Consider the following 23,404-nt stretch of genomic DNA (forward strand, 5'->3'; position numbering starts at 1 on the left):
CACGGGCTCGCCCGGCACGGGCTCGACCGGCACGGGCTCGACCGGCACGGGCTCGACCGGCACGGGCTCGACCGGCACGGGCTCGACCGGCAACGGTTCGACGGGCAACGGTTCGACGGGCAGGATCTGCGGCCAGCGGCTCGTGGTCACGTACAGGCTGTCGCGGTCGGCGTAGACGGTCTCGGCCGCGCCGAGCACCGCATCGACGCGATCCGTCGCCAGCTCGGGCCGATCCAGTTCCACCGACAGCACGGAGACGATGCCCGTGCCGGCGCCCTGTGACGATCGGTGGACCGCCGTGCACGTCACCAGCGGCTCCGGTGGCGCGTCGTCGACCGTCGCGTGGGGCAGCCACTCGGCCGCGGCCGCGTCCCGGATCCGCTGCCGGTTGATGGCCACGGCGCGCTCGGCGTCCGGCGCCCCGCCGCCCGGCATGACCAGCGCCTCCGGCAGCGGTGTCGACCGCAGCACGATCCGCGCGGTGCCGTCGACGGCCCGGGACGTGACGAGCGTGCCGTCCACGGCCATCGTCGACGTGATGCGCGGATCCGACGGCGCACCCACATCGACCGCCCACATGCGCGTGCGCACGGCGAGCGGAGGCAGTGGCAGGACGCCGACGTCGGCGGGCTCGGACAGCTGGGGGTCGGCGCCCGGCGGTGGCGGGGGTGCCTTCGCGTCGTCGCCGAGCAGCAGCAGCCGCGTGCCGTGCAGCAGCAGTTCGCGCGGAACACCGTCGCTGGCACGCAGGATCGCCGCGACCTCGGGTCGCGCTCCGCGCACGTCGACGATGCGCAGCACCCCATCGGCCACGGAGTAGACGAACCGACCGTCGGTCTTGACGACGTCGGGTTCGTCGACGCCCTCCTCCTGCACGTTCGTGCCCGAGAAGTCCTGACCGGCGGTCGGCGCGGCTCCGGCGTCGCCCGCCTCGAGTGCCACGGCGTCGGTCGCGCCGGTCGCGAACGCCGGTGACTCCAGGCCGTACGGCGACACGTCCACCAACGCCCGGCGCTGCACCTCCGCCGCGAAGGCGTCGCAGCTGGCGAAGCGGGCCAAGGTGATTGCGTCGCCGGAGCTGCCGCCCGCCGCCCCATCGGTGTCGTCGGTCGACGGCGGCGTGCACGCGGTCGCGCCGAGCGCCAGCGCGAGGAGCGCGCCGGCGAACCGCCGGAGCGTCGCGTTGCGTGGAGATCGTCCCATGCCAGTACTGACGTCCTGCGCGCGTGGAGGGTTCCCACCTCGGCGATCCGGTTGCGCTCGTGCACCACGGCCCAGGGTCGTGGCACCCGTGCGACGACCGCGGACGGCTAGCCTTGGCGGACGGTGCCGACGACGGTGGAGCCAATGAGCGACGACAACATCCTGGGACGTGACGAGGCCGCAGCGCGCGCGCGGCTGCTGGGGGACGTCGCCTATGACGTCGACCTCGACCTGGGCGACGGTCGTGGCGACACGTTCACGTCGGCGACGCGGGCGCGCTTCTCGTGCTCGACGCCCGGTGCATCGACGTTCATCGACCTGACGGCCACGCGGCTGCGGTCGGTCACCCTGAACGGCGTGGACGTGCCGGCCGAGGCCTTCGACGGCAACCGCCTGACCCTGCGCGGCCTGGCGGCCACGAACGAGCTCATCGTGCACGCCGACTGCGCGTTCCAGCGCACCGGCACAGGCCTGCACCGCTTCGTGGACCCGACGGACGACGCCGTCTACCTGCACACCCAGTTCGAGCCGTTCGACGCGCACCTGGTCTACGCGTGCTTCGACCAGCCCGATCTCAAGGCACGGTTCCGTCTGACGGTCCGCGCACCCCGGGACTGGACGGTGATCAGCAACGAGCCGGTGGCCTCGCGTGAGCCGGCGTCGCACACGGCGGACGACGTGGACATCTGGCGGTTCGACGTCACGCCGCCGCTGTCGACCTACGTGACGGCGATGGTCGCGGGCCCCCTGCACGTCGTCCACGCGCCCGACGCGGACGTGCCGATGGCGCTGTACTGCCGCGCGTCGCTGGCCGAGCACCTCGAGCCCGACGAGATGTTCGAGATCACGCGGGCGGGCATGGCGTTCTACGCCGACGCCTTCGGACTGGCGTACCCGTTCTCGAAGTACGACCAGCTCTTCGTACCCGAGTTCAACTTCGGCGCGATGGAGAACGCCGGCTGCGTCACATTCAGCGAGAACTACCTGTTCCGGTCACGCGTGACCGACGCCGCCCGCATGTCGCGCGCCGCGACGATCCTGCACGAGCTCGCGCACATGTGGTTCGGCGACCTCGTGACGATGCGGTGGTGGGGCGACCTCTGGCTCAACGAGAGCTTCGCCACGTACATCTCGTTCTGGGCGTTGACGGAGGCGACGCGGTTCACCGACGCGTGGGTGCAGTTCGTCAACCAGAACGTCACCTGGTCGTTCCGTCAGGACCAGCTGCCCACGACCCACCCCATCGTCGCGGACGCCCCCGACACCGACACGGCGATCCACAACTTCGACGGCATCACCTACGCCAAGGGCGGGCTCGTCCTGCGACAGCTGGTTGCCTGGGTCGGCACCGACGCGTTCCTCAGCGGGCTGCGCGACTACTTCGCGCGGCACGCCTGGGGCAACGCGACGCTCGCCGACTTCCTCACCGCGCTGGAAAAGACGTCCGGTCGCAGCATGGACCGCTGGGCCCAGCAGTGGCTGACGACCACCGGGCTGACGACGCTCGAACTGACCACGACCACCGACCGGGACGGGCGGTACGACGACGCCGTGCTCGTGCAGCACCCGTCGACCGGGGACGATGTGCTGCCGCGCGACATGCGGGTGGCGATCGGCCGCTACGGCAGCAACGCGGACGACATCGTCCGACGCGAGACCATCGACCTCGATGTGACGACGGCCCGGACACCCGTCGAGGCGTTGCTCGGTCGCACAGCGGCCGACCTCACGCTGCTCAACGACGGACTGCGCAACTACGTCAAGGTGCGGCTGGACGACCGATCGCTCGAGACGCTGCTGGGCGGCATGTCGAACATCGCCGAGCCGCTGACGCGCGCGCACGCCTGGCTGCTGGCGTGGGATCTCGTGCGTGACGCGCACCTCCCGGCGCGCCGCTACGTGCAACTCGTGGCCGACCACGCGGTCGGTGAGACCCAGACCGACACGTTGCGGCGATTGACGATGCAGGCGATCGCGGCGATCGACCGCTACGGCGATCCGGGCAACCGGCAGGCGGCGCGGACCGTGCTCGCACGCGCATCCGTCGACGCCCTCGACGCCGCCGAACCCGGCTCGGATCTCCAGCTCGTGTGGGCCAGGTGCCGCATGGCGGTGGGCGATCCGTCGTGGACGCGCACCGTGCTCGACGGCCGCGACGTGCCGGACGGCCTTGTCGTCGACCACGACCTGCGCTGGCACGCCGCGATCACGCTCGCCGCACGGGGTCAGTTCGGCGCCGACGAGATCGAGGCCGTCCGCGCGGACGACCCGACCGACGAGGGATCCCGTAGGGCCGCGACGGCGCTCGCCGCGCGCCCGCTCGCGTCGGCGAAGCAGCAGGCATGGACACGCGCACGTGACCGCGACCTGCCGCTCGCGATGCGACGTTCGATCTGCGCGGGCTTCCACCGGTACGACCAGCCGGACCTGCTCACACCGTTTGTCGACCGGTTCGTCGACGTACTGCCCGACCTGTGGCGCAACCGGGTCCGCCAGGAGTCGCTCGACCTGACCGAGGGCCTGTTTCCTCTCGCGGTGGCGTCCGAGGCGACGCTCGAGGCCGCCGGCGGTGCGCTGGCGACGCCGGGGCTGCCCGAGCCCGCCCGCCGGATCCTGCGCGAGCAGATCGACGAGTTGCGCCGCACGTTGCGCGCGAGGGCCGCCGACCGGGACTGACCTCGCGTCCCTCGCGTCAGGCCTGCGCCGCGACGCGTGTGCCGGCGTTGCTACCATCACCAGCATGGCGGCGGCGGCAAGGCCGGTGACGTTCCTGCTCACAGACATCGAGGGCAGCACGCGCCTGCTCAGGATCGCCGGCGACGACTACCCCCGGCTCGTCGCCGAGCAGCGCGCGTTGATCGGCGCGGCGGTGCGGGCGGCGGATGGCGCCATGCGGCCGTTCGAGGGCGACGGGTGCCTGGCCGTCTTCACGCACGCCCGCGACGGTGTGCACGCCGCCGTCGACGCACAACGCCGGCTGGCGGCCCATCCGTGGCCCGACGCCCTGCGGGTGCGGGTGCGGATGGGCGTGCACACCGGCGACGCGATCCTGCACGAGGGCGAGCACTTCGGACTGGCGCTGCATCGGGCCGCGCGTGTCGCAGACGCTGGGCACGGCGGACAGGTACTGGTGTCGGCCGCCACCTGCCGCGCCATCGCGGGCGTCCCCGCCACCGTCGACCTGACGGATCTGGGAGTCCACCGGTTGAAGGACCTGGACGCCCCGATCCACCTGTTCCAGGCGACCGCTGCGGGGCGCACCGACCACTTCCCACCGCTTCGGACCTTGCGCGACACCGGCCACAACCTGCCCCAGCAGCCCAGCACGCTGATCGGCCGTGACGACGACATCACCGCGATCGTCGGCATGCTGCGGGACCACCGGCTCGTCACGGTCACCGGCACCGGTGGTGTCGGCAAGACGCGGATCGCCGTCCACGTGGGTGCCCTCACCAGCGATGCGTTTCCCGACGGCGTCTGGCTGATCGAGCTGGCCCGCACCAGGCGGTCCGCCGAGGTGACGCAGCTGATCGCCGAGCAACTCGGCGTCGACGGCGGAACGGACGAGGGCGCTGAAGCGGCGATCACCGACCTGCTGCGGGAGCGCTCGGCGTTGCTGATCCTCGACAACTTCGAACACGTGATCGCGGCCGCGCCGGTCGTCAGCCGGATCCTGGCCGGTGCGCCCCGCGTGCGGGCACTGGTCACGAGCCGGGAACGGCTGCTGATCGACGGAGAACGCACGTACCCCCTGGCGCCACTGCCGACGCCTGACAGCGACGGGGCAACGCCCGGACAGGTCAGCGCATCGGTCGCCCTGTTCCTCGACCGCGCACGCTCGCACGACCCGACCTTCAACCCGACGGCGGGCGACCTCGATGCGATCGGGGAGGTCTGCAGCCTCGTCGACGGACTCCCGCTCGCGATCGAGCTGGCCGCCGCCCAGTCGCGCGTGCTGCCCGTCACCGCCGTGCGCGACCGCCTTGAACTCGGGTTCGACGCACTGTCCGGACGCGCCCGCGACCGCCCCGCGCGACACCGTACGCTGCGCGCGACACTGGGCTGGAGCTACGACCTGCTTCCCGAGGAGGAGCAGCGGCTCCTCGAGGCCCTCGCGGCCTTCGACGGCGGCCGCAGCCTGGACGCCGTGGATGCCGTGTGCGGCACCGACATCGACGTCGTCGCCGGACTGACCGCCCTGGTCGACAAGAGCCTCGTCCAGCGTCGCATCGGCGCGGACGGCGACGTCCGCTTCGTGCTGCTGGAGATCGTGCACGAGTTCGCGCGGGAGCGCCTCGACGCCTCCGGCCACGCCGACGCTGTGCGGGCCGCCCACGCACAGCACTTCGCGGCGTTGGCGGAGACCGCGGACGACGGACTGGTCAACGAGAACGCCCCCGGCTGGGAGGATCGGGTCAGCGAGAACCTCGGGAACATCCGGGCGGCACTGCGGTGGGCGTTCGACGGCGGTGACGCCGCGCTCGGCGTCCGCATCACTGCGGCGCTGTACCTGTACTGGCGTTGGGGCGGCGCCTACGACGAGGGACGCGCATGGGTCGACCGCGCGATGCAGCACCCGGATCTGCTCGACTGCGCCATGCGTGGCCGGCTGCACGCCGCATTGGGCTCGTACGAGATCGATGCAGACCCCGCGGGCTCGCGACACCACTGGCAGGCGGCGCTGGCCGATCTCACCACCTGTGGCGATCAGGTCCGCGCGGTCCACGCACTCGGCATGCTCGCGCTCACCTACGTCGGTGACGACGACCACTACGACGAGGCGTGCCGGCTGACGGCGGAGGGCGTCCGGATCGCGCGTACCATCCGCGGCAACCGGCGCGTGCTCGCCGACGCGCTGTCGGCGATGGGTGAGGTCGCCCGGGCCGCCGGCGACCTGGCACAGGCGGCGGCGGCGTACGAGGAGGCCGTCGCGCTCATCGGCCCGACCGGCGACCAGCGCTACATCGCCATCCTGCAGTCGAACCTTGCCGCCGTCGTCCGCCACCGGGGCGATCCCCTGACGGCGCTGCAGCTGAGCACCCAGGCGTTGGCGACCCTGGCCAAGGAAGCGCGTCGCGACCTGGCGGCCATGGCACTCAGCGAGGTCGCCGGCCACGAACAGGGCGTCGGCCGGGCCGAACGGTCGGCGACGCTGTTCGGAGCTGCGAACGCGGCCATGGCGCGGCTCCGGTTCCCCCGGCAACCCGTCGACCGCCTGGAGTACGAGCGCGTGCGCTCGGACCTGATCGCCGCACTCGGTGCGGAGCGTGTCGCAGCGCTGGAGGCGGCCGGCGCCGAGCTGTCGCTGGACGATGCCATCGACGTCGCGCTGTCAGGTGCCGCCACCGATGGATCCGGGCAGGCGGTCGGTTGACCGTCGGCCACGGCGCGTCCGAGGTCGGGTGCGGCCCAGCGGTCAGGTGGCGTCCCAGGGGACGTCCGGCGGCGCGTCGCCGTCGCCGACCGGCGGCACGCCGTCGCCGGCCGGGCACAGTGCGGTGCACATGCGCGCGTGCAGACCGGTCATGCGGTACGTGCGCAACACCGTCAGGATCTGTTCCGGTGTGGCCGCGCGGCGGGTCGCGTCCAGATCGACCGGCAGCCCTCGGTCCAACGTCATCAGCTCGACGTTGCGCCGGAACACCGACGTCGGCGACGCCAGATCGTCGATTACGAGCTGGCCGAGCTCCGGTCCCAGCACACTGCGACAGCCCAGCGGGTCGGCGACCGCCTCCTCGACCGTGGGGTACATCCGCAGCAGATCCGCCGCCTTCTTGGCGCCGATGCCGGCGATGCCGGGCAGGTTGTCCGACGCGTCCCCACGTATGGCGGCCAGCTGCACGTACTGCTGCGGCGCGATGCGGTACCGACGGCGGAAGTCGCGGGCGGTCACGGTGCGGATCGGCCGGTGCCCGCCCCGCACCTGCAGCACGCTCGTCCGCCCGCTGACCAGTGCCAGCACGTCACGGTCGGGCGACGCCACGACGCAGCGCCAGGCGGCGTCCTCCGCCGTCGCGGCGGCCGAGGCGACGACGTCGTCGGCCTCGCAGCCCGGCGCGACGATGACGTGCGCACCCATGTCGGCGGCGATCTGTGGCAACTCGTCGAGCGAGACGTCCAGCTCGGCGTGCTTGTCCGGGCGCTGTCCCTTGTAGTCGGGGTACGTCGCCCGACGACGCGAGTGCTCGCGGCAGTCGAAGCCGACCACCAACCCGTCGTAGGTCACCTGGTCGCACACGACCGACAGCAACGCGAAGAAGCCGTACCGAGCGCCGCCCGCAGTGCCGCCGTACGCGTGGAACGCCCGGTGCACCAGGGCGTTGCCGTCCACGGCGAGCAGCATCGGCTCCGTCACCTCGCCGTCGCGCACCTCGGCGGTGGCGGGGGGCGCCGCCCCCCTGGGCAGTGGGTCGACGAGCGCCGCGGCCGCCGGTGCGAGATCGGCGTCGAAGAGGGCGAGCGACTCGGTCACGACGTCGGTTCGGTCTCCTCGAGGTCCAGCGCGACCGAGTTGACGCAGTAGCGCTGACCGGTGGGCCGGGGGCCGTCGTCGAACACGTGGCCGAGGTGCCCTCCGCACGTGCCGCACACGACCTCCGTGCGCACCATGCCGAGGCTGCGATCGGTCTCGGTGCGTACGGCATCCGGTGACACGGGTTCGTAGAAGCTCGGCCAGCCGGTTCCCGAGTCGTACTTGGTGTCGGAGGTGAACAGTGGTGCGTTGCAGGCCGCGCAGCGGTACGTGCCGTCGGCCTTGACGTCCCAGTACGCGCCGCTGAACGGCCGCTCCGTTCCCTTGCCGCGCAGTATCCGGTACTGCTCGGGCGTGAGCTGCGCGCGCCACTCCTCGTCGGTGCGTTCGATCTGCTCGGCCATCGTCTCCCTTTCGGTGCGGTCCGGTCCCGCGCTCACGTCGCGAGGGCCAGCGGGCTCACGCCGCTGCCACGACGGTAACCGGCAGGTTGAACCGGCGCTCCATCTTGGTGTGCAGGTCCGCCTCGAGCCAGCCCGATTCGGCGCGCGGCAGCGTGGCCAGGAGGATCTCGTCTGCCTTGAAGCGCTTGAGCGCGTCGGACGTGGCCCGCAGCGGATCGGCGTCCCCGACCGACCCGTCGACGGTCAGCCCGACGTCGCGCAGCCGCCCCAGCGCCTCGTTGAGCCGATATGTGGCCAGCGTCCGGCCGGGCAGATCACCCTCGGCGGGGTGAGCGACCTCACCGACCGTTTCGAACCATGCGTGCTCGCCCGCGACCGGCGTTGAGCGCACGGCGGGGACCACCAGGTGGTACTCCACGTCACCGGACCGCCCGGTCATCGCCTCCTGCAGGCGCTGCGCGCGCAGGACGGCGTTGCCCACCACCAGCACCTTGCGCCGCCGCATCTGCGTGTCCTCGACGAAGTCGCTGTACAGCGGACGTTGCTGCTTGGCGCCCCCGTACCGGATGGGCGCGACGGACTGCGGGTCGACCATGTGCTCGGAGGTGAGGTGGTAGTTGAGCTCGGTCTCGTTGCGGAAGCGCAGTTCGCAGCGGGGGCATTGGTGGACGGACATGCCGGTCGGTCTCCTTCGCTGAGCCGCGCCTTGGCGCGGCGTTCGCCCTCACGATAGCCAACCGGAACCAGAACTTGCGTTCGCGTCCACGGCAGCCCACACTCGGCCGTCGATGGATGACGTCCAGATCGACGCCGTTGACGACCCGGACTCGTGTCGGATCGCCGAGGACATCCAGCGTCGTGCATGGGGCATGTCCGACCGTGGGGTGGTGCCCGCCGAACAGATCCGCGCCGCCGTGCACAACGGCGGTCTGCTGCTCATCGCACGCGGCGACGGCGAGCCCATCGGCTTCTGCTACGGGTTCGTCGGCCTCGACGGTCACACGCCCATCCTGTGCTCGCACATGCTCGCCGTCGTCCCCGGCATGCAGTCGCGCGGCATCGGTCAGGCGCTCAAGATGGCCCAGCGGCGCCACGCCGCCGCGCGCGGCTTCGAGCGCATCACGTGGACGTTCGATCCGCTGCAGGCGCGCAATGCGTACCTGAACCTGCACCGGCTCGGCGCCGTCGCACGCCACTACCACGTCGATCACTACGGTCCCATGGACGACGCGATCAACGCCGGGCTGCCGACCGACCGCCTGCTCGCGGAGTGGTGGGTCGACAGCGACCGCGCAGTGCCCGCCGAGGTTCCGGACGGACCGTGGGCGCTGTCGTGCGTGCCGGGAGCCGATGGCGCACCGCGTCCCGGTCCGGTCATCCCGGACGCCCTGGACGGCGACGCGGCGCTGGTGGCCGTGCCGGCCGACTTCGATCGCCTCCGACGCGTTGATCCGGCGGCGGGCCCGGCCTGGCGCAGCGCCCTGCGCGCCGCGCTGTCTGCCGCCTTCCGGACGGGGATGGTCGCCGTCGACCTGGCCCGCGACGTCACCGACGACTGCCACGCGTACGTGCTGCGGGTGCAGCCATGACCGCCCTGCGCGTCGACCGTGTGGAGCTCGTGTTCCTGACGCTGCCACTGCGCCACCCGTTCGTCACGAGCTTCGGACCGCAGCTCGAGCGCGACGTCGTGCTCGTACGGGTGCGCGCCGACGGCGTGGACGGGTGGGGTGAACTGGTCGCCGGCCGTGATCCCGTGTACAGCGAGGAGACGGTCGCCGGTGCGGTGACGGTCATGCGCGACCACCTGCTGCCGCGGATCCTCGGTCACACGGTCGACGATCCGCGGACGGTCGGTGACCGCTGGGCGAAGGTCCGCGGCAACCCCATGGCCCGGGCCGCCATCGAGATGGCCGTGTGGGACACCTGGTCGGCCGCGACCGGTCGATCGCTCGCCGCGGTGCTCGGCGGCACGAGGGCGGCCGTGCCGGCCGGTGTCAGCATCGGCATCGCCGACTCGACCGCGGCGCTGCTGGACCGCGTGGCGTCCTTCGTGGACCAGGGCTACGCCCGCATCAAGCTCAAGATCGCGCCGGGCACCGACGTCGAGCGCGTTGCCGCGGTGCGCGAGCGGTTCGCCGACGTGGCGCTGATGGCCGACGCGAACTCCGCGTACACGCTGGACGACGCCGACCACCTCCGGCGGCTCGACGCGTTCGACCTCACGATGATCGAACAGCCGCTGGCCCACGACGACATCATCGACCACGCCAGCCTCGCGCCGCGGCTGCGGACGCCGTTGTGCCTGGACGAGTCGATCCGGTCGACCGCCGACGCACGGCGCGCGGCGTCGATCGGCGCCTGCGCGATCATCAACTGCAAGCCGGGCAGGCTCGGTGGCCTGGCCGAGTCCCTGGCGCTCCACGACTGGGCGGTCACGGAGGGGATGCCGCTGTGGGTCGGCGGCATGCTCGAGACGGGCATCGGCCGCCTCCACAACATCGCCCTGGCCAGCCTCCCCGGGTTCACACTGCCCGGCGACACGTCCGCCAGCGACCGCTACTGGGAGCGCGACATCATCGAGCCGGCCGTCACGCTCGCACCGGACGGCACCGTCGAGGTGCCCGATGCGGCGGGCGTCGATGCGGTGGTCGACCACGACCGCCTCGACGCGGTGGTCGTCCACCGCGAGGTGTTCGACGCCACCGACGGCGTGGTGGCTGGCCGATGACCCTGCTGGACGACCTCACCGCCCAGACCGACGCGATGGTCGACGAACTGCGCGAAGTGGTGCTCCACGAGTCACCCACGGGCGACGTCGACCGGCTCGACACACTCGCCGGTGTGCTGGCCGGGCGGTGGCGGGAGGCCGGCGCGACCGTGGAGGGACACCGTGTCGACGGGGTGGGCACCCACCTCGAGCTGCGCTGGGCCGGTCCACCCGGCACACCCGCCGACGCGGCACCCGTGCTGCTGGTGGGCCACTACGACACCGTCCACGACGTCGGGACGTTGCAGCGCAACCCGTGGCGGGTCGACGACGAGCGACGCGCGTGGGGCCCGGGCACGCAGGACATGAAGGCGGGTCTGGTGATCGCCAGACGCGCCCTGGCGCAGCTGCACTCCACGGGCACGCCGGCCCGTCGGCCCGTCGTGGCGCTCGTGACCGCCGACGAGGAGGTCGGCAGCATCACATCGTCGGCGCTGATCCGGGACCGTGCGCGCACGAGCGCGGCCGCGCTGGTGTTCGAGGCGAGCACGTCGGCCGGTGCGCTCAAGACCGAGCGCAAGGGCGTGGGCCTGTGGACCGTCGCCACGCACGGGCGCGCCGCCCACGCGGGCCAGCGGTTCTTCGACGGGCGCAACGCCATCGTCGCGTTGGCGCGGCTGTTGCCACGCATCGCCGGGCTCAGCGACGAGGCGCGTGGCACCACCGTCAACATCGGCACCGTGCGGGGTGGCACACGGGCCAATGTCGTCGCGGCACACGCCCAGGCGGTCATCGATGTGCGGTTCACCGACCCCGACGAAGCCGAGCGCGTGGGGCTCGCGTTGGAGGACCTGCAGGCCGATGACGACGTCGCCGTCACCGTCGATGGCGGTGTCAACCGACCGGCGATGCTCCGCTCGTCGGCGACCGATGACCTGTACGCACGTGCTCGCGCGTGCGCGCAGCGGCTTGGGTTCGACCTGACGCAGGCCTCCGCGGGCGGCGCGAGTGACGGCAACTTCACGGCCGACGAAGGCACCCCGACGCTCGACGGCCTGGGCGGCATCGGCGACGGTCTGCACACCGACCACGAGTGGGTGCACGTCGACTCGCTGCCACAGCGTGCGGCACTGCTCGCCGAGCTGCTGTCCGCCCCCGACGACTGAGCCGCCGCTGTGGTGGTGGTGACCCGCCGGACGGAACCCCCTGCTGTCACCCGCGCCCCGGGCGACGATTGCCGGCGATGCCCTTCGCTTGAGTGGAGAAACGTCGGGGCGGTGGGCAACTTCACGGAGCCTTCCACGAAACACGCGAGCAGCGCAGTCGCTGCGCTCCGGCGCCGCGAACGGATCATGACCGGCCGGATGCGGCACAGTTGCCCGCCCCGCCGCAGGTTGCGGGCAGCACCATCGCGGAAAGAAGACCACCGAGGTGGTTTCATGGCGGTCAACGGCGTGATCGCGAAAGGTGTCGGATGGGCAACACCCTGGTGGTGTCGGTGCTCTACATCGTCGTCGCCGTCACGCTGACGATCTGGCTGGCGACCACCCTGTACCGCAACGGACTCGAACTGCTCCGGCAACGCGACGACCAGCAACCGCTGCTCGCTCAGGCCACCAGCCGGCTGCTGGTGATCGGCTTCGCGCTGTTCACGCTCGGCTACGCGTTCCTCCTGCTGCGCGTCGAGGGCCCGATGGACAGCATCGACGCACTGGAGTTCCTCGTCCGACGCCTGGGCATCCTGCTGGTCAGCCTCGGCCTGCTGCACCAGCTCAGCACGCTGATCTTCCTGCGCTTCCGTCGATCGCGCAACGAGGAGGCCGATGCGGAACGCCGCGCGGGTCGCCGCGCGGGACGGCGGAGCGCCTCGACGCCCAGTGACGAGACGCCGAGCGAGCAGGCGGCGCGACGGCGCGGCCGATGAACGGCGCGATCGCGGTCTACGTGGTGTACGTGCTGCTCGCCATCGCGTTGATCACGTGGATGGGGATCCTGCTGCACCGCGACGGACAGATCTTCCTCCACGACGTGTTCCGCAGCCAGACGGACCTCGCGGCGTATGTGAGCCGCCTGCTCGTCACCGGGTTCCTCGTGTTCACCGTCGGGTACGCGCTGCTGCTGCTGGACATCGACACCAACGCGACGGCGCTGTCGGCCCTGCGCTCGTCCGTCCGGCGCTTCGGCCTGCTGCTGCTGAGCCTCGGCGCGATGCACTCACTCAACATGCTGATCCTGCTACAGGTCCGGCGACGTGCGGTCAACCGCCATGCCGCGACGGCGGGGCGCGGCAGCGAGCCCGTGCGGCGGACGCGCCTGTCGGACCGCTAGACCGATCGTGGATTGCCGGCGGCCACGAGACACCGACGACCGCCGCCAAAGACGCCTCGAGCAGGGTGATCACGTCATGTGAGGCTACCCGGAGTAATCGCGCCAGCACCTGATCGCAGCATGGCATCCGCGCGGCCCGTCCATGTGCACGACGGGTTACGCAAGGTGATACCGTACACTAGCGTATCAAGCGAACCAACCCGCGCCTCTTCTCAGGCATGGTGTTGGTTCGCGGTTTCGACGACTACGGGATAGCGTTGCGCCTCATGGTGGATTCTGCCGCTCCAAGTGGAACACGCATGCTGATGCCATCGACGGCATGGACGCCGGCGATGATCCACGACCACGCGGTAGCCCTGCGCGACAAGCTGGTGCGGCACCGTCGGCAGCTGCACCGCCACCCGGAGCTTGCCTGGTGCGAGCACCGCACCGCCGCCTATGTCGAGTCGGTCCTGTCGAACCTCGGCATCGAGCACCGCCGCGTGTGCGGCACCGGCGTGGTGGCGGTCATCGAGGGCCGCGGCGGGCGCTGCGTCGGCGTGCGTGCCGACATGGACGCGCTGCCGGTGACCGAGGCGCCGGGGCGCGACGGGTACCGGTCCGACAACGAGGGCGTCTCCCACGCGTGCGGCCACGACGCGCACGTGGCGTGCGTGCTCGGCCTGGCCGAGCTCCTCGCCGGACAGGCCGAGCTGCCCGGCAGCGTCGTCCTGTACTTCCAGCCGGCCGAGGAGGGCGGCGGCGGTGCCGAGCCGATGGTCGCCGACGGCGTGCTCGACGACCCGACACCGGACGCGATCCTGGCGCTGCACACCGCGAGCAACCACCGCGCCGGCACGGTCGCGCTGCGCAGCGGTCCGGTCACGGGCGCGGTCGACGACATCACGATCACGATCCACGGCATCGACGGGCACGCCGCGCATCCCGACCGCGCGATCGACCCGATCCCCGTCGCGGCCATCCTGATCACCAACGCGCAGCAGATCGTCACCCGTGAGATCGACCCGCTGAAGCCCGCGGTCATCACGTTCGGGTCGATCCACGGCGGCACCCGCCACAACGTCATCGCCTCGAGCGTGACGCTGGAGGCGACCTTGCGTTCGCTGTACCCCGACACCCGGGCGTACCTCATCGAGCGCATCCAGCAGATCGCGCACGCGATCGCGTCGGCCAACCGCACGTCGGCGACCGTCTCGATCCAGAACGGCTACCCCGCCGGCTACAACGACACGGCGCTGACGCGCATGGTCCATGCCGCCGCCAGGTCGATCTGCGGCGAGGACTGCGTGGCCGTCGAAGAGCACCCGTCGATGGGTGCCGAGGACTTCTTCGCGTTCGGCAGCACGGGCATTCCCGTGTGCATGTTCCGCCTCGGTGTCAGCAACCCGTCGCGCGGCATCACGGCGGCGCATCACAGCGCCCACTTCGACATCGACGAGTCGGCCCTCCCGGTCGGGGTCGCGGTGTTCGCCGAGTCGATCCGGCGTCTGCTGACGACCGAGGCGCTGTCGTCGATCGCACCTGACTAGTCCCCACGCCGCCCGGGCAGGCTGGCCGGGTGACCGACCACCTGACCCTCGGCGTGGAGGAGGAGTTCCACGTCGCCGATGCCGCCTCGCGGATGCTGCTGCACGACAGCGACGTGCTGCTGGACGACCTCGACCGTGACGGCTTCGAGCCGGAGCAGTTCGAGAGCGAGATCTACCTGTCGATGGTCGAGACCGGCTCGGTCGTGTGCACCACGCTGGACGAGATCCGCGAGCAGCTGACCGCACTGCGCCGCGAGCTGTGCGGGACGGCGAACCGGCACGGCATGCGGGTGCTCGCCGCCGGCACGATGCCGTTGGCGCGGGGCCGGCTGCAGCAGATCACCCCGAAGCCCCGCTACCGCGACATCGAACGGGCCCACCAGCAGGTCAGCCGCGAGATGATGGCGTGCGGCATGCACGTGCACGTCGGCGTGCCCGACCGTGAGGAGGCCGTCCAGATCCTCAACCAGGTGCGTCCATACCTGTCCGCACTGCTGGCGCTGAGCGCGAACTCACCGTTCTGGGACACGCACGACACGGGGTACGCCAGCTACCGCAGCATCCTGTGGGGCCGTTGGCCGAGCGCCGCGATCCCGCAGACATTCGCGAGCATCGAGGAGTACGACGCGGTCGGGCGGATGCTGATCGACTCGGGTGCCATCATCGACCTCGGCCAGATCTACTGGGACATGCGCCTGTCGCAGGACAATCCCACGCTGGAGTTTAGGGTGTCCGACGTCTGCATGACCGTCGACGAGGCCGTGCTGCAGGCCGGGTTGTGCCGCGCGCTGGTGCACCTGGGCCGCGAACGCGTCAGCCGTGGCCTGCCGCCGCCGGGCGTGCGCGCCGAGCTGCTGCAGGCCGCCAAGTGGCGCGCCGCACGGTTCGGGCTCGAGGATCAGCTGTTCGATCCGCTCACGCGCGAGGTGCTGGCGCCGCGGGACTACTTCGCACGACTCATCGACGAGCTCCGTGATGCACTGGACGTCGAGGGCGACACCGAGCAGGTGTGCGAGCTGATCGACCATGCGCTCTGCGACGGGTCGGGCGCGCGACGCCAGCGCAGCGCGTTCGCGACGGCGGGGCGCCTGGAGGACACCGTCGACCTGATCGCCGCGGCGACCTGCTCGTAGCGCCGCTGCGCAGGCAATGGTACGTGGACGGGTGCCGGGACGGCGACCTCACGGTCGTCCCGTCGATCAGCGGGGGCGCCCCGACAGCACGAGCTCGCCGTCGACGGTCGACAGGTCGTCGAGGGCCAGCTGATCGTCGGCAACGCTTGCGAGGCTGCGCAGTTCGTGCGTCAGGTCGGCGCGGGTGTCGTCCGAGAGTGGAAGCGGTCCCATCGACAGGTCGCGCACGGTGGGCCGCAGACGGGCGTCGACGATCTCGAGGTCCACAACCGCCGTCACCGGCAGCGGCGGCTCGTCGAGGCGCCCGTCGACGACCAGCCGACCGCCCACATCGTCGGGTGGCTCGGCCACGTCGACCGTGACATCGCTGATCTGCTGCGACGGCGCCTGCGCCAGCGCATCCTCGACCAGACCGGTGGTCTCCACCTCGTCGAGCGTCACGGTCACCGAGCCGTCGTCGTTGGCGACCGCATCACCGAGCAGGTCGTCGAGCTCCGCCGGCACCGTCCGCGTCGCTGATTCGGAAGGCGCGCCGCCGGCTGTCCGTCCCCCGTCGGACCCATCCGCGCCGAGGCCCTCGAGCCCGCCGCCGTCGATCACGAACGCGCCGGCGAGCACGAGCAGCGCGACGATGACCAACGCCGGGCCACGGCGGGGCCGTCGGTAGGGTGAGCGGGCGGCCATCAGCCGTCGCCTACGTCCGCGAGCGCAACGGCCGACAAACGCCCGGCCGCCTCGATGACCACGTCGTGACCTTCCAGCACCGCGGTCCACGCTGGCGGCATGGCGCACGCCCCGCCTGCGGCGCCGCGGACCGCTGCCGCCATCGACGCGATCGTATCGGTGTCGCCCCCGAACGCGACGGCGCGCGTCACGCACTCCTCCACGTCGGCGCTCACAGCGGCGCACCACAGGGCGGCGGGCACGGAGCGGTGTGCCGTGGGCGCAGTGCCAAGGAGGGCTGCGACCGACGCGGGGGCCGTGTCCCGGTCCACCTGTGCGGCAGCGGCGAGCCCCTCGCCCAGCTCCGTGGTGTCGGTGGGTAGCCGCGCCAGATCTGACAGTGCGAAGCGCCGGTCGGCAGCCGCCAGCGCCACGGCGTGCGCGACGACCACCGCGCCGTCGATGCCGACCGGGTGCGCGTGGGTGACCTGAGCCGACCGCACCGCGGCAGCCGTGAGCTCCGCCGGTCGGCCCGCCCAGAGCAACCCGACCGGTGCGACCCGCATCGCCGCACCGTTGCCGAACGACCCGTCCGGGAATACGGCGGTCGCGGCGGACTCGACATCGTGCCCGTGCCGCCACAGCTCGACGAGCCGGCGCATGCCTGGTCCGTACCCGCGGTGCGGCTCGTACCGCGCGAGCATCCTGCGTGCCAGCAGGCGCGGCTCGACCCGTGCGTCGTCATCGACCAGGTGATCGACGAGCGCGAGCGTCAACTGGGTGTCGTCGGTGTAGGCCAGCAGGGGGCGGAACCCGGCTTCGCCGGCGACTGGTCCGCGACGATCACCGCGGGCGAGCGCCCGACTGACACGGCGGCGGCCACCGGCCAGCCCGACCGATCGACCGCCCTCATACGGCGCGCCGATGCAGTCGCCAACCAGCGCCCCGAGCAGCGCGCCCATGACCGCGTCGCTGCCAGCTCCCGCCATTGACTGCGCGTCCTGTGTCAGCTGGTGGCGTCACCGCTGACATCGCTCGACGCCTCCCCCGCGCCGTCAGACGCGGCGGCGCTGCCGCTCGCGGCCGTGGAACCCGCCGCGGTCTCCGTCTCCGCCGTCTCGGCGCTCGGCGTCTCGATGCCGAGCTTGGAGCGGATCTCCGACAGACGGGCTGCCGCCTGGCTGGCGGCGGCGGCCTGCTCGACCTCGAGCATGCGCCCCTGCACCGATTCACGCTCCAGCTCGGTCGTGCCCTGCGCACGCGCCAGCCGCGTCTCGATCTTGCTGCGGACCTCGTCGAGCGTCGGAACGTCCTGGCCGACCTCTGCGTTCATGGTCTCCATGGCGCGGTTCATCTGCTCGGCCATCTTCGCCTGGTCGAGCTGGCTGAGCAGCTTCTGGCGCTCGGCGACCTTGGCCTGCAGCTGCTGCGCATTCTGCGCAACAGCGGCCTTGGCCTGCTCGGTGGACTGCGTGGCCCGCAGCACCATCGCCTGGAGCGTGTCGACCTCCTGCTCCTTGGCGATCAGCTGGTTGGCGAAGGCCTCGGCCGTCTGGGTGAGCTCCACGACGCGCTTGTCGTCACCGCTCTGCTCGGCCTCGGACGCCATCAGCACCGCCTGCTGGGTGTTGCGGTTGAGCTTCTCGAGGTCCTCGAGCGCACGGTCGAGGTCCATCTGCGACTTCTTCTGGTTGGCGATGACGCTGGCGGCCGTCTCGCGCAGCCGGCGGTGCTGGCTGCGAGCCTCGGCGATGGCCTGTTCGATCTGGATCTTGGGATCGGCGACCTCTTCGAACTTTCCCGTCAGCAACGCCTTCAGGTAGTTCCAGAACCGTGAGAACATGTCAGGGGTCTTCCTTCTCAGTGCGGCGTGACCGCCAGCATAGGCAACCGGCCCGCCAGCGTCCGGTCACATCGCCGAGACACCACGGGCCGTCAACCCGGCCGTCTCCTCGAGCCCACGCCGCAGCGCCTCCATCTCTGTGACCAGCGACTCGACATCGCCGTCGAGCGCGCCCACCTCGACCGGATCACCGACGCGCAGGCCCACCTCGACCGCGCTGGCGACGGTCTCATCGAGCCGCGCGTCGAGCAGCCGCAGACGCTCACGGACATCGATGGCCGTGGCCTCGATGCGACGGTACGCCTGGATCTGCGAGCGCACCGAGGTCGCCACGCGCTCGTCGCCGCCGGCGTCGGCGAGCCTGCGCTCGAGCTGATCGATCGGATCGAATCGCCCGAGCGCGAGCTCGAGCTGCTGACCGTGGTTGGCGATGCGCCAGCTCTCGTTCACCGCCCCGGCGACCCGCTCACCCATCTCGGCCAGCCGATCGCGCAGCGGACCCTGGGGCGTCGACTCGACCGCTGCATCGAACCGCTGCTCCGCGTGCAGCGCCTCGCGAACGTACCCGCGCCATGGATCGTGGAGGCGCTGCGGATCGATCAGGACATCGGCCGTGCGAGGGTTCCTCGGCATGCGTGCCAGCACCCAGCCGCCGTACGCCACGGCGCCGAGCACGGCTGCAGGCAGCGACAGACCCCACAGCAGCACGCCGGCGGCTGTTCCCGCGCCAGCCGTGATTATCGACGACGGCGCCGCGATCGCCTGCGCAGTCTGACGGGTGAAGAAGCGGTCGCGGAAGCTCGCCCGCGGGAGCATCCGACGCTTCTGGCGGAGTGGCGGTGGCATCGACGCTGCCTTCGGTCGGCCGGTGGTGCACGCCCAGTGTGCCCGCAGGAGCCGGGTGTGGGCACCCTCCTACACGAGCTGGGCGAGGTGGTGCTCGGCTCCGGTCGTCAGACGATCGAGCAATGTCGGCTCGTCGAACATCCGCGCACGCACCTCCATCGCCGCGAGCACGAGGACCACGGCGAGGAGCAGCGCGAGGAGCCGACGCACGAGCATTGCAGGCAGCGTAGCCAACGCGCCGGCACGTGACCGCACATGGCGGCGGTAACCCCGCCGTGTTGCCGGCGGCAGCGGCCCGAGGCCGACCCAACGTGATACGCGAACTACTCTTCGCTCGCGTCACGCCGGGCGATCCAGTACGCTGCTGCGAACCGCTCGCCCTGCACATGCTGGTGATGTAGCGTCGGTCGCGATGCCGAGCCGCTGCGGGGCCGAGCCCAGGCCCGACGCCGCCACGGGTGTTCCAGGGGGTCACAGCACCGGTCAGTCACTGCAGGCTCGTCGATCACAGGTGTCAATGCATGGCAGAGGTTGGTGTGTGGACCGTCCCGGGCTACGTCGTCCATGAGCGACTGGACGCCGGGCTGGTCAGCGCCACCTACCTGGCCTCACGCGCCTCGGACGGCTACCCGGTCCTCCTGCAGGTCGTCTCCGAGGAGTTCTCCGATCCCGACTCCGCCGACCAGTTCTTCACGACGCTCGAGCGGGTCGCTGAACTGGACCACCCGGTCATCCCCAAGGTCCGCGACATGGGCCAGGCCGACGGACTGCTGTACGCCATCACGAGCGCGACCGACGGCCGCCCCCTGGCCGTGGCGCTCGGCGAGGTCGACGCGCTCCCGCTCGACGACGCGTTGGCCGGGTGCACCGAGCTCGCCGATGGGCTGGACGCGATGGCGGCTGTCGGGCTCGTCCACGGTGCGCTGAGCCCGAAGACGATCTGGCTCAACGACCGCAGCCGCACGCCGTCCGGCCCGCGCATGTCACTGCACGGATTCGGCACGCTGCCGCTGCGCACGTCCGCCGTGCGCCAGACGAACGCGCCACCGCCCGCGGACCTGCTCTACACGGCGCCGGAGCAGGTGCATGGGACACCGGTCGACGAGCGCACGGACCAGTACGGGCTCGCGTGTGCCGCCGTGCACTGCCTGACCGGCCGCCCGCCGTTCGATCGCGCGACCATCGGCGCGTTGTTCGACGCGCACGCCCACGATGACCCGTCGACGCAGCTGCTGCGTGATGCCGGCTGGCTGCCTCCCAAGGTGGCCGAAGGCCTGGCGCACGGGCTGTCGAAGGACCCCAGCGATCGGTTCGCCACGTGCACCGCGCTGACGACGGCCATCGGCGGTGTGTCCAGGCACTCGTGGAGCTGGATGCTCGACCGTGACGATACGGCGTCCGGTGCGAACGGCCCGCGCGACGACAGCGCCGCAGCGGCCGTGCGCGACGGAAGCCTGGGGGCCGCCGTGGCGGTCGGCGATCCGTCGACCGGCACGGCGCGGGCGGATGCGCCACGGCGCGGACCCGGATCGCAGCGACGTCGCCGCCGCGCGAGGCTCTGGCGGGGCGCCGCCGCCTTCGTGTTGCTCGTCGTCGCTGCCGCGGCTGCCGTCGTCGTCGGCCTACCGATGCTCACAGGCGGAGGCGAGTCGGGGCCGGGGATCACCTCGGCGGGACAACAGCTCGACGTCGACGCCCCCGAGGTCGCAGCGTCGTGGAACGAGTCGGTGGCGGCCGACACCATCACCGCGCTCGTGCCTGCCGACGAGCAGATCATCGGCGTCTCGGGCGAAGCGGTGACCAGCGTCGATCAGGCGACGGGGCGCCCGGTGTGGAAGGCGTCCGTGAACGGCGAGGTCCGCGAACTGTCGGAGTTCGGGCCGATGGCGATCGTCCGGACCGACGATGGGTTCTACGGCCTCGACGTCATCGACGGTGACGTGGTCTGGGAGGCGTCGGCCGCCGATCTGCCCGCCATCGACACCTTCATCACGGCGCGCGGGCGCATGTTCGCCGCCGGCCGCGACGAGCAGGGACAGTTGCTGCTGCACGCCCTGGATCCCCAGTCGGGCGAACGTGGCTGGACGATCGAGACATCGACGACGGGTGCCGCCGCGAGCGCCGCCGGCGACGCTGCGGACGACCAGCCGGGTGACGCCAGCGAGGCTGACGCCACCACGCTGCTCGCGTTCGACGGGAGCACACAGGGACTGCCGTCGCTGTACGTGACCGACGGCGCGCGGCTCGAGGCGTTCGACGTCACGACCCGCGAGCTGCGCTGGGACGTCGACCTCGACGACCTGCAGCCGACGTCCATGATCGCGGTGGATGGCGCCGTGCTCGTCGTCGGCGCCAACGGCGACGTGTGCCGGTACGACGCGGACGACGGTCAGACCGGCTGGTCATCGTGCGCCCAACTCGAGCACGACGACGTCCCCGCGACCATCACGCAGGTCAGCGAGAGCCAGGTGATCATCTGCAGCCCCAGCGAGATGGTGTCGATCGACTACGCGAGCGGCACACCGACGTGGCGGATCGTCTCGGAGGAGCCGCTGCGCCAGGCCATCACCACGAACGGCACCGCCGCCTTCATGGCCACGGCTGACGGCACCGTGGCGGCGATCGCGCTCGACGACGGGACGACGCAGTGGCAGTCGGGGCCGTTCGACAGCGTCAGCGCGATGGCGGCGACCGACGAGGCCGTGTTCGTGACCACTGCCGGCGGACGGATGGCACGGCTGGAGGCGGCCGCAGAGACCTGATGTCCGCGGATCCGCGAACGCCGGGACGACGGTCGCGGTCAACCCGCAGCGGCCTCTGACAGAGTGCCGCGTTGCGGGATGTCATCGGCCGTGAGGCGCATCAGGTCCTCGCGTGACACGTCACCCATGCGCACCAACCGGCTTGCCTGCTGCGCACACGCCTCCTCGAACAGGTTGCGGGCCAGCCGCCCGTTGCCGAAGCCGGGTCCCCGGGGCACGGCGTCGAAGTGCGATGTCAACCGGGCGCGCGCCCCGTCGGTGAGCTCGTAGTGGTGCGTCCCGGCGAGGATCTCGAAGATCTGGAGGAGCTCGCTGGTGTCGTAGTCGGGGAAGTGGATCACGCGGGGAAAGCGCGACCGCAGACCGGGGTTGGAGCCGATGAAGTCCTCCATCTCGGCGGGGTAGCCGGCCACGATGAGCACCAACCGCTCACGGCGGTCCTCCATCAGCTTCACGAGCGTGTCCACGGCCTCGCGTCCGAAGTCGCGGTCGTCGCCGCGGACCAGCGCGTACGCCTCGTCGATCAGCAGCACCCCGCCCGTCGCCGCGTTGACGACCTCGGTCACCCGGGCGGCGGTCTGCCCGATGAAGCCGGCGACCAGTGCGGCACGGTCGGTCTCGACCAGGTGCCCGCGCCCCACGACGCCCAACGCCCGGTACAGCTGCGCGACCAGCCGTGCCACCGTCGTCTTGCCGGTGCCGGGATTGCCGGTGAAGACGAGGTGGCGGCTCTGCGGCACGACCGGCAGATCGCGCTCGCGACGCAGACGTTCGACGGTGATGAGGTCGGCGACCCTGCGGATCTCGCGCTTGACGGGTTCCAGACCGACCAGCTGGTCGAGCTCCTCGAACAGTTCCGCGGCGGACTTCTGCGGATCCTGTGGGGTGCGCACCGTGCCGATCGCGGTCGCCGGCTCACCGGTGTCCCGTTCCGCCGTCGGGTCACCGCCGTCCGCCGCGGGGCGCTCGGCAGCGGGCAGCAGCCGCAGCAGCATGCTGCGGAGCTCCTCGACGGCCGCCAGCTCGAGGCGTCCCGTGTATCCGTCGAGCGTCACGGCCGCGTGCGCCACCTCCATCGCCTGCTCGTAGTACGCGCGGGAGCGCCGACCCCTGTCGCGCAGATCGGCGTCACGCAGCAGGCTGAACACGGGCGACGGCGTCGTGAGGCTCTGCGTCCCGGACTCGAGCAGCATGGCGCGGCGGCGTTCGACCGGTGTCGCGGCCGCCACGCGCGGATCGTCGAGCTCGCCGAAGCACGTGATCATCGCCAGCAGTTCGACGTCCGTGACGATGCCGTCCGCGGCCACGAGGCCGGCGACCAGCGTCGAGGCGTCGCGGAGCACGTCCTGCCGGATCTCGTGGGTCGGGAGCCCGGCCGAGGTGGCGAGCCGTTCGACCTCGCCGGCGACGGTGTCGACGAACCGGCTGACGCGCGAAGCGAGCACGGACGACGTCGTCACGTCGCCGCCCACCCCGCCACCACGGCGGCGTCATCACGTTGCCGCATCGACTAT

Annotated in this window: 20 protein-coding genes; 10 read left to right on the forward strand and 10 right to left on the reverse strand. The window is 71.6% G+C overall.

Annotation, left to right across the window (positions count from 1 at the left end; translation table 11 throughout):
* Window positions 1-1,203: beta-propeller domain-containing protein (locus VFZ70_16140; protein ID HEX6257339.1), on the reverse strand; the 1,203-nt coding region annotated here is incomplete at its 3' end.
* 144 nt (window positions 1,204-1,347) lie between these two features.
* Between VFZ70_16140 and pepN the strand changes: the two genes are divergently transcribed.
* Together pepN and VFZ70_16150 are read left to right on the forward strand one after the other, a co-directional pair.
* Window positions 1,348-3,879 (forward strand): aminopeptidase N, encoded by a 2,532-nt coding sequence (gene pepN, locus VFZ70_16145; GenBank protein ID HEX6257340.1) that lies wholly within the window; start codon window positions 1,348-1,350, stop codon window positions 3,877-3,879.
* A 64-nt stretch (window positions 3,880-3,943) separates the two neighbouring features.
* Window positions 3,944-6,577 (forward strand): AAA family ATPase, encoded by a 2,634-nt coding sequence (locus tag VFZ70_16150; protein HEX6257341.1) that lies wholly within the window; start codon window positions 3,944-3,946, stop codon window positions 6,575-6,577.
* Window positions 6,578-6,619: 42 nt separating this feature from the next.
* Here VFZ70_16150 and VFZ70_16155 read toward each other — a convergent pair whose 3' ends face one another.
* The 3 genes from VFZ70_16155 to VFZ70_16165 are packed head-to-tail and all read right to left on the reverse strand — an operon-like array spanning window position 6,620 to window position 8,755.
* Complete coding sequence (locus VFZ70_16155) at window positions 6,620-7,675, reverse strand: 5'-3' exonuclease H3TH domain-containing protein (GenBank protein ID HEX6257342.1); 1,056 nt, start codon at window positions 7,673-7,675, stop codon at window positions 6,620-6,622.
* Window positions 7,672-8,079: a peptide-methionine (R)-S-oxide reductase MsrB gene (msrB, locus tag VFZ70_16160; GenBank protein ID HEX6257343.1), complete on the reverse strand. Its 408-nt coding sequence runs from the start codon at window positions 8,077-8,079 to the stop codon at window positions 7,672-7,674. The genes VFZ70_16155 and msrB overlap by 4 nt, the downstream gene beginning before the upstream one ends.
* 55 nt (window positions 8,080-8,134) lie before the next feature.
* On the reverse strand, window positions 8,135-8,755 hold the full coding sequence (locus VFZ70_16165; GenBank protein HEX6257344.1) for a hypothetical protein: 621 nt from the start codon (window positions 8,753-8,755) through the stop codon (window positions 8,135-8,137).
* A 112-nt stretch (window positions 8,756-8,867) separates the two neighbouring features.
* On the opposite strand from VFZ70_16165, the gene VFZ70_16170 reads away from it, so the two are divergent.
* The 7 genes from VFZ70_16170 (at window position 8,868) to VFZ70_16200 (ending at window position 15,776) form a co-directional block, all read left to right on the forward strand.
* Window positions 8,868-9,668: a GNAT family N-acetyltransferase gene (locus VFZ70_16170; protein ID HEX6257345.1), complete on the forward strand. Its 801-nt coding sequence runs from the start codon at window positions 8,868-8,870 to the stop codon at window positions 9,666-9,668.
* The gene (gene menC, locus VFZ70_16175; GenBank protein HEX6257346.1) at window positions 9,665-10,807 is read left to right on the forward strand and encodes an o-succinylbenzoate synthase; all 1,143 of its coding nucleotides are present in this window, start codon (window positions 9,665-9,667) and stop codon (window positions 10,805-10,807) included. The genes VFZ70_16170 and menC overlap by 4 nt, the downstream gene beginning before the upstream one ends.
* Window positions 10,804-11,952, forward strand: a complete 1,149-nt coding sequence (locus VFZ70_16180; GenBank protein ID HEX6257347.1) for a M20 family metallopeptidase — start codon at window positions 10,804-10,806, stop codon at window positions 11,950-11,952. The genes menC and VFZ70_16180 overlap by 4 nt, the downstream gene beginning before the upstream one ends.
* A gap of 308 nt (window positions 11,953-12,260) precedes the next feature.
* Window positions 12,261-12,710 (forward strand): hypothetical protein, encoded by a 450-nt coding sequence (locus tag VFZ70_16185; protein HEX6257348.1) that lies wholly within the window; start codon window positions 12,261-12,263, stop codon window positions 12,708-12,710.
* Window positions 12,707-13,114, forward strand: coding sequence for a hypothetical protein (locus VFZ70_16190; GenBank protein ID HEX6257349.1), 408 nt, complete (start codon window positions 12,707-12,709; stop codon window positions 13,112-13,114). Before VFZ70_16185 ends, VFZ70_16190 begins: the two co-directional genes overlap by 4 nt.
* Window positions 13,115-13,413: 299 nt before the next feature.
* Window positions 13,414-14,643 carry an amidohydrolase gene (locus tag VFZ70_16195; GenBank protein ID HEX6257350.1) on the forward strand — a complete coding sequence of 410 codons (1,230 nt, stop codon included), beginning with the start codon at window positions 13,414-13,416 and terminating at the stop codon, window positions 14,641-14,643.
* Between the two features lie 29 nt (window positions 14,644-14,672).
* Entirely contained in the window at window positions 14,673-15,776 is a 1,104-nt protein-coding gene (locus VFZ70_16200; protein HEX6257351.1) for a glutamate--cysteine ligase, read from the forward strand.
* A 66-nt stretch (window positions 15,777-15,842) separates the two neighbouring features.
* Here VFZ70_16200 and VFZ70_16205 read toward each other — a convergent pair whose 3' ends face one another.
* The 5 genes from VFZ70_16205 to VFZ70_16225 form a co-directional block, all read right to left on the reverse strand.
* A complete protein-coding gene (locus VFZ70_16205) occupies window positions 15,843-16,460 on the reverse strand; it encodes a hypothetical protein (GenBank protein HEX6257352.1) in 618 nt (205 codons plus the stop codon).
* Complete coding sequence (locus VFZ70_16210) at window positions 16,460-17,428, reverse strand: ADP-ribosylglycohydrolase family protein (protein HEX6257353.1); 969 nt, start codon at window positions 17,426-17,428, stop codon at window positions 16,460-16,462. The genes VFZ70_16205 and VFZ70_16210 overlap by 1 nt, the downstream gene beginning before the upstream one ends.
* A 17-nt stretch (window positions 17,429-17,445) precedes the next feature.
* Window positions 17,446-18,282 (reverse strand): PspA/IM30 family protein, encoded by an 837-nt coding sequence (locus VFZ70_16215; protein ID HEX6257354.1) that lies wholly within the window; start codon window positions 18,280-18,282, stop codon window positions 17,446-17,448.
* Between the two features lie 66 nt (window positions 18,283-18,348).
* Window positions 18,349-19,128, reverse strand: a complete 780-nt coding sequence (locus VFZ70_16220) for a hypothetical protein (GenBank protein HEX6257355.1) — start codon at window positions 19,126-19,128, stop codon at window positions 18,349-18,351.
* A 69-nt stretch (window positions 19,129-19,197) separates the two neighbouring features.
* The gene (locus tag VFZ70_16225) at window positions 19,198-19,362 is read right to left on the reverse strand and encodes a hypothetical protein (GenBank protein HEX6257356.1); all 165 of its coding nucleotides are present in this window, start codon (window positions 19,360-19,362) and stop codon (window positions 19,198-19,200) included.
* A gap of 287 nt (window positions 19,363-19,649) precedes the next feature.
* On the opposite strand from VFZ70_16225, the gene VFZ70_16230 reads away from it, so the two are divergent.
* Complete coding sequence (locus VFZ70_16230) at window positions 19,650-21,890, forward strand: PQQ-binding-like beta-propeller repeat protein (protein HEX6257357.1); 2,241 nt, start codon at window positions 19,650-19,652, stop codon at window positions 21,888-21,890.
* 38 nt (window positions 21,891-21,928) lie between these two features.
* Here the strand turns inward: VFZ70_16230 and VFZ70_16235 are convergent, their stop codons facing one another.
* Window positions 21,929-23,350 (reverse strand): AAA family ATPase, encoded by a 1,422-nt coding sequence (locus VFZ70_16235; GenBank protein ID HEX6257358.1) that lies wholly within the window; start codon window positions 23,348-23,350, stop codon window positions 21,929-21,931.
* Window positions 23,351-23,404 lie beyond the last annotated feature (54 nt).

The organism is Euzebyales bacterium (genome assembly GCA_036374135.1).
In the GTDB taxonomy this organism is placed as follows: Bacteria; Actinomycetota; Nitriliruptoria; order Euzebyales; family JAHELV01; genus JAHELV01.

Bases quoted from the DNA above. Each gene is read 5' to 3' on its own strand.
- pepN (HEX6257340.1), top strand. From the start codon at position 1,348: ATGAGCGACGACAACATCCTGGGACGTGACGAGGCCGCAGCGCGCGCG.
- VFZ70_16150 (HEX6257341.1), top strand. From the start codon at position 3,944: ATGGCGGCGGCGGCAAGGCCGGTGACGTTCCTGCTCACAGACATCGAG.
- msrB (HEX6257343.1), bottom strand. From the start codon at position 8,079: ATGGCCGAGCAGATCGAACGCACCGACGAGGAGTGGCGCGCGCAGCTC.
- VFZ70_16165 (HEX6257344.1), bottom strand. From the start codon at position 8,755: ATGTCCGTCCACCAATGCCCCCGCTGCGAACTGCGCTTCCGCAACGAG.
- VFZ70_16170 (HEX6257345.1), top strand. From the start codon at position 8,868: ATGGATGACGTCCAGATCGACGCCGTTGACGACCCGGACTCGTGTCGG.
- menC (HEX6257346.1), top strand. From the start codon at position 9,665: ATGACCGCCCTGCGCGTCGACCGTGTGGAGCTCGTGTTCCTGACGCTG.
- VFZ70_16180 (HEX6257347.1), top strand. From the start codon at position 10,804: ATGACCCTGCTGGACGACCTCACCGCCCAGACCGACGCGATGGTCGAC.
- VFZ70_16185 (HEX6257348.1), top strand. From the start codon at position 12,261: ATGGGCAACACCCTGGTGGTGTCGGTGCTCTACATCGTCGTCGCCGTC.
- VFZ70_16190 (HEX6257349.1), top strand. From the start codon at position 12,707: ATGAACGGCGCGATCGCGGTCTACGTGGTGTACGTGCTGCTCGCCATC.
- VFZ70_16195 (HEX6257350.1), top strand. From the start codon at position 13,414: ATGCTGATGCCATCGACGGCATGGACGCCGGCGATGATCCACGACCAC.
- VFZ70_16205 (HEX6257352.1), bottom strand. From the start codon at position 16,460: ATGGCCGCCCGCTCACCCTACCGACGGCCCCGCCGTGGCCCGGCGTTG.
- VFZ70_16210 (HEX6257353.1), bottom strand. From the start codon at position 17,428: ATGGCGGGAGCTGGCAGCGACGCGGTCATGGGCGCGCTGCTCGGGGCG.
- VFZ70_16215 (HEX6257354.1), bottom strand. From the start codon at position 18,282: ATGTTCTCACGGTTCTGGAACTACCTGAAGGCGTTGCTGACGGGAAAG.
- VFZ70_16220 (HEX6257355.1), bottom strand. From the start codon at position 19,128: ATGCCACCGCCACTCCGCCAGAAGCGTCGGATGCTCCCGCGGGCGAGC.
- VFZ70_16230 (HEX6257357.1), top strand. From the start codon at position 19,650: ATGGCAGAGGTTGGTGTGTGGACCGTCCCGGGCTACGTCGTCCATGAG.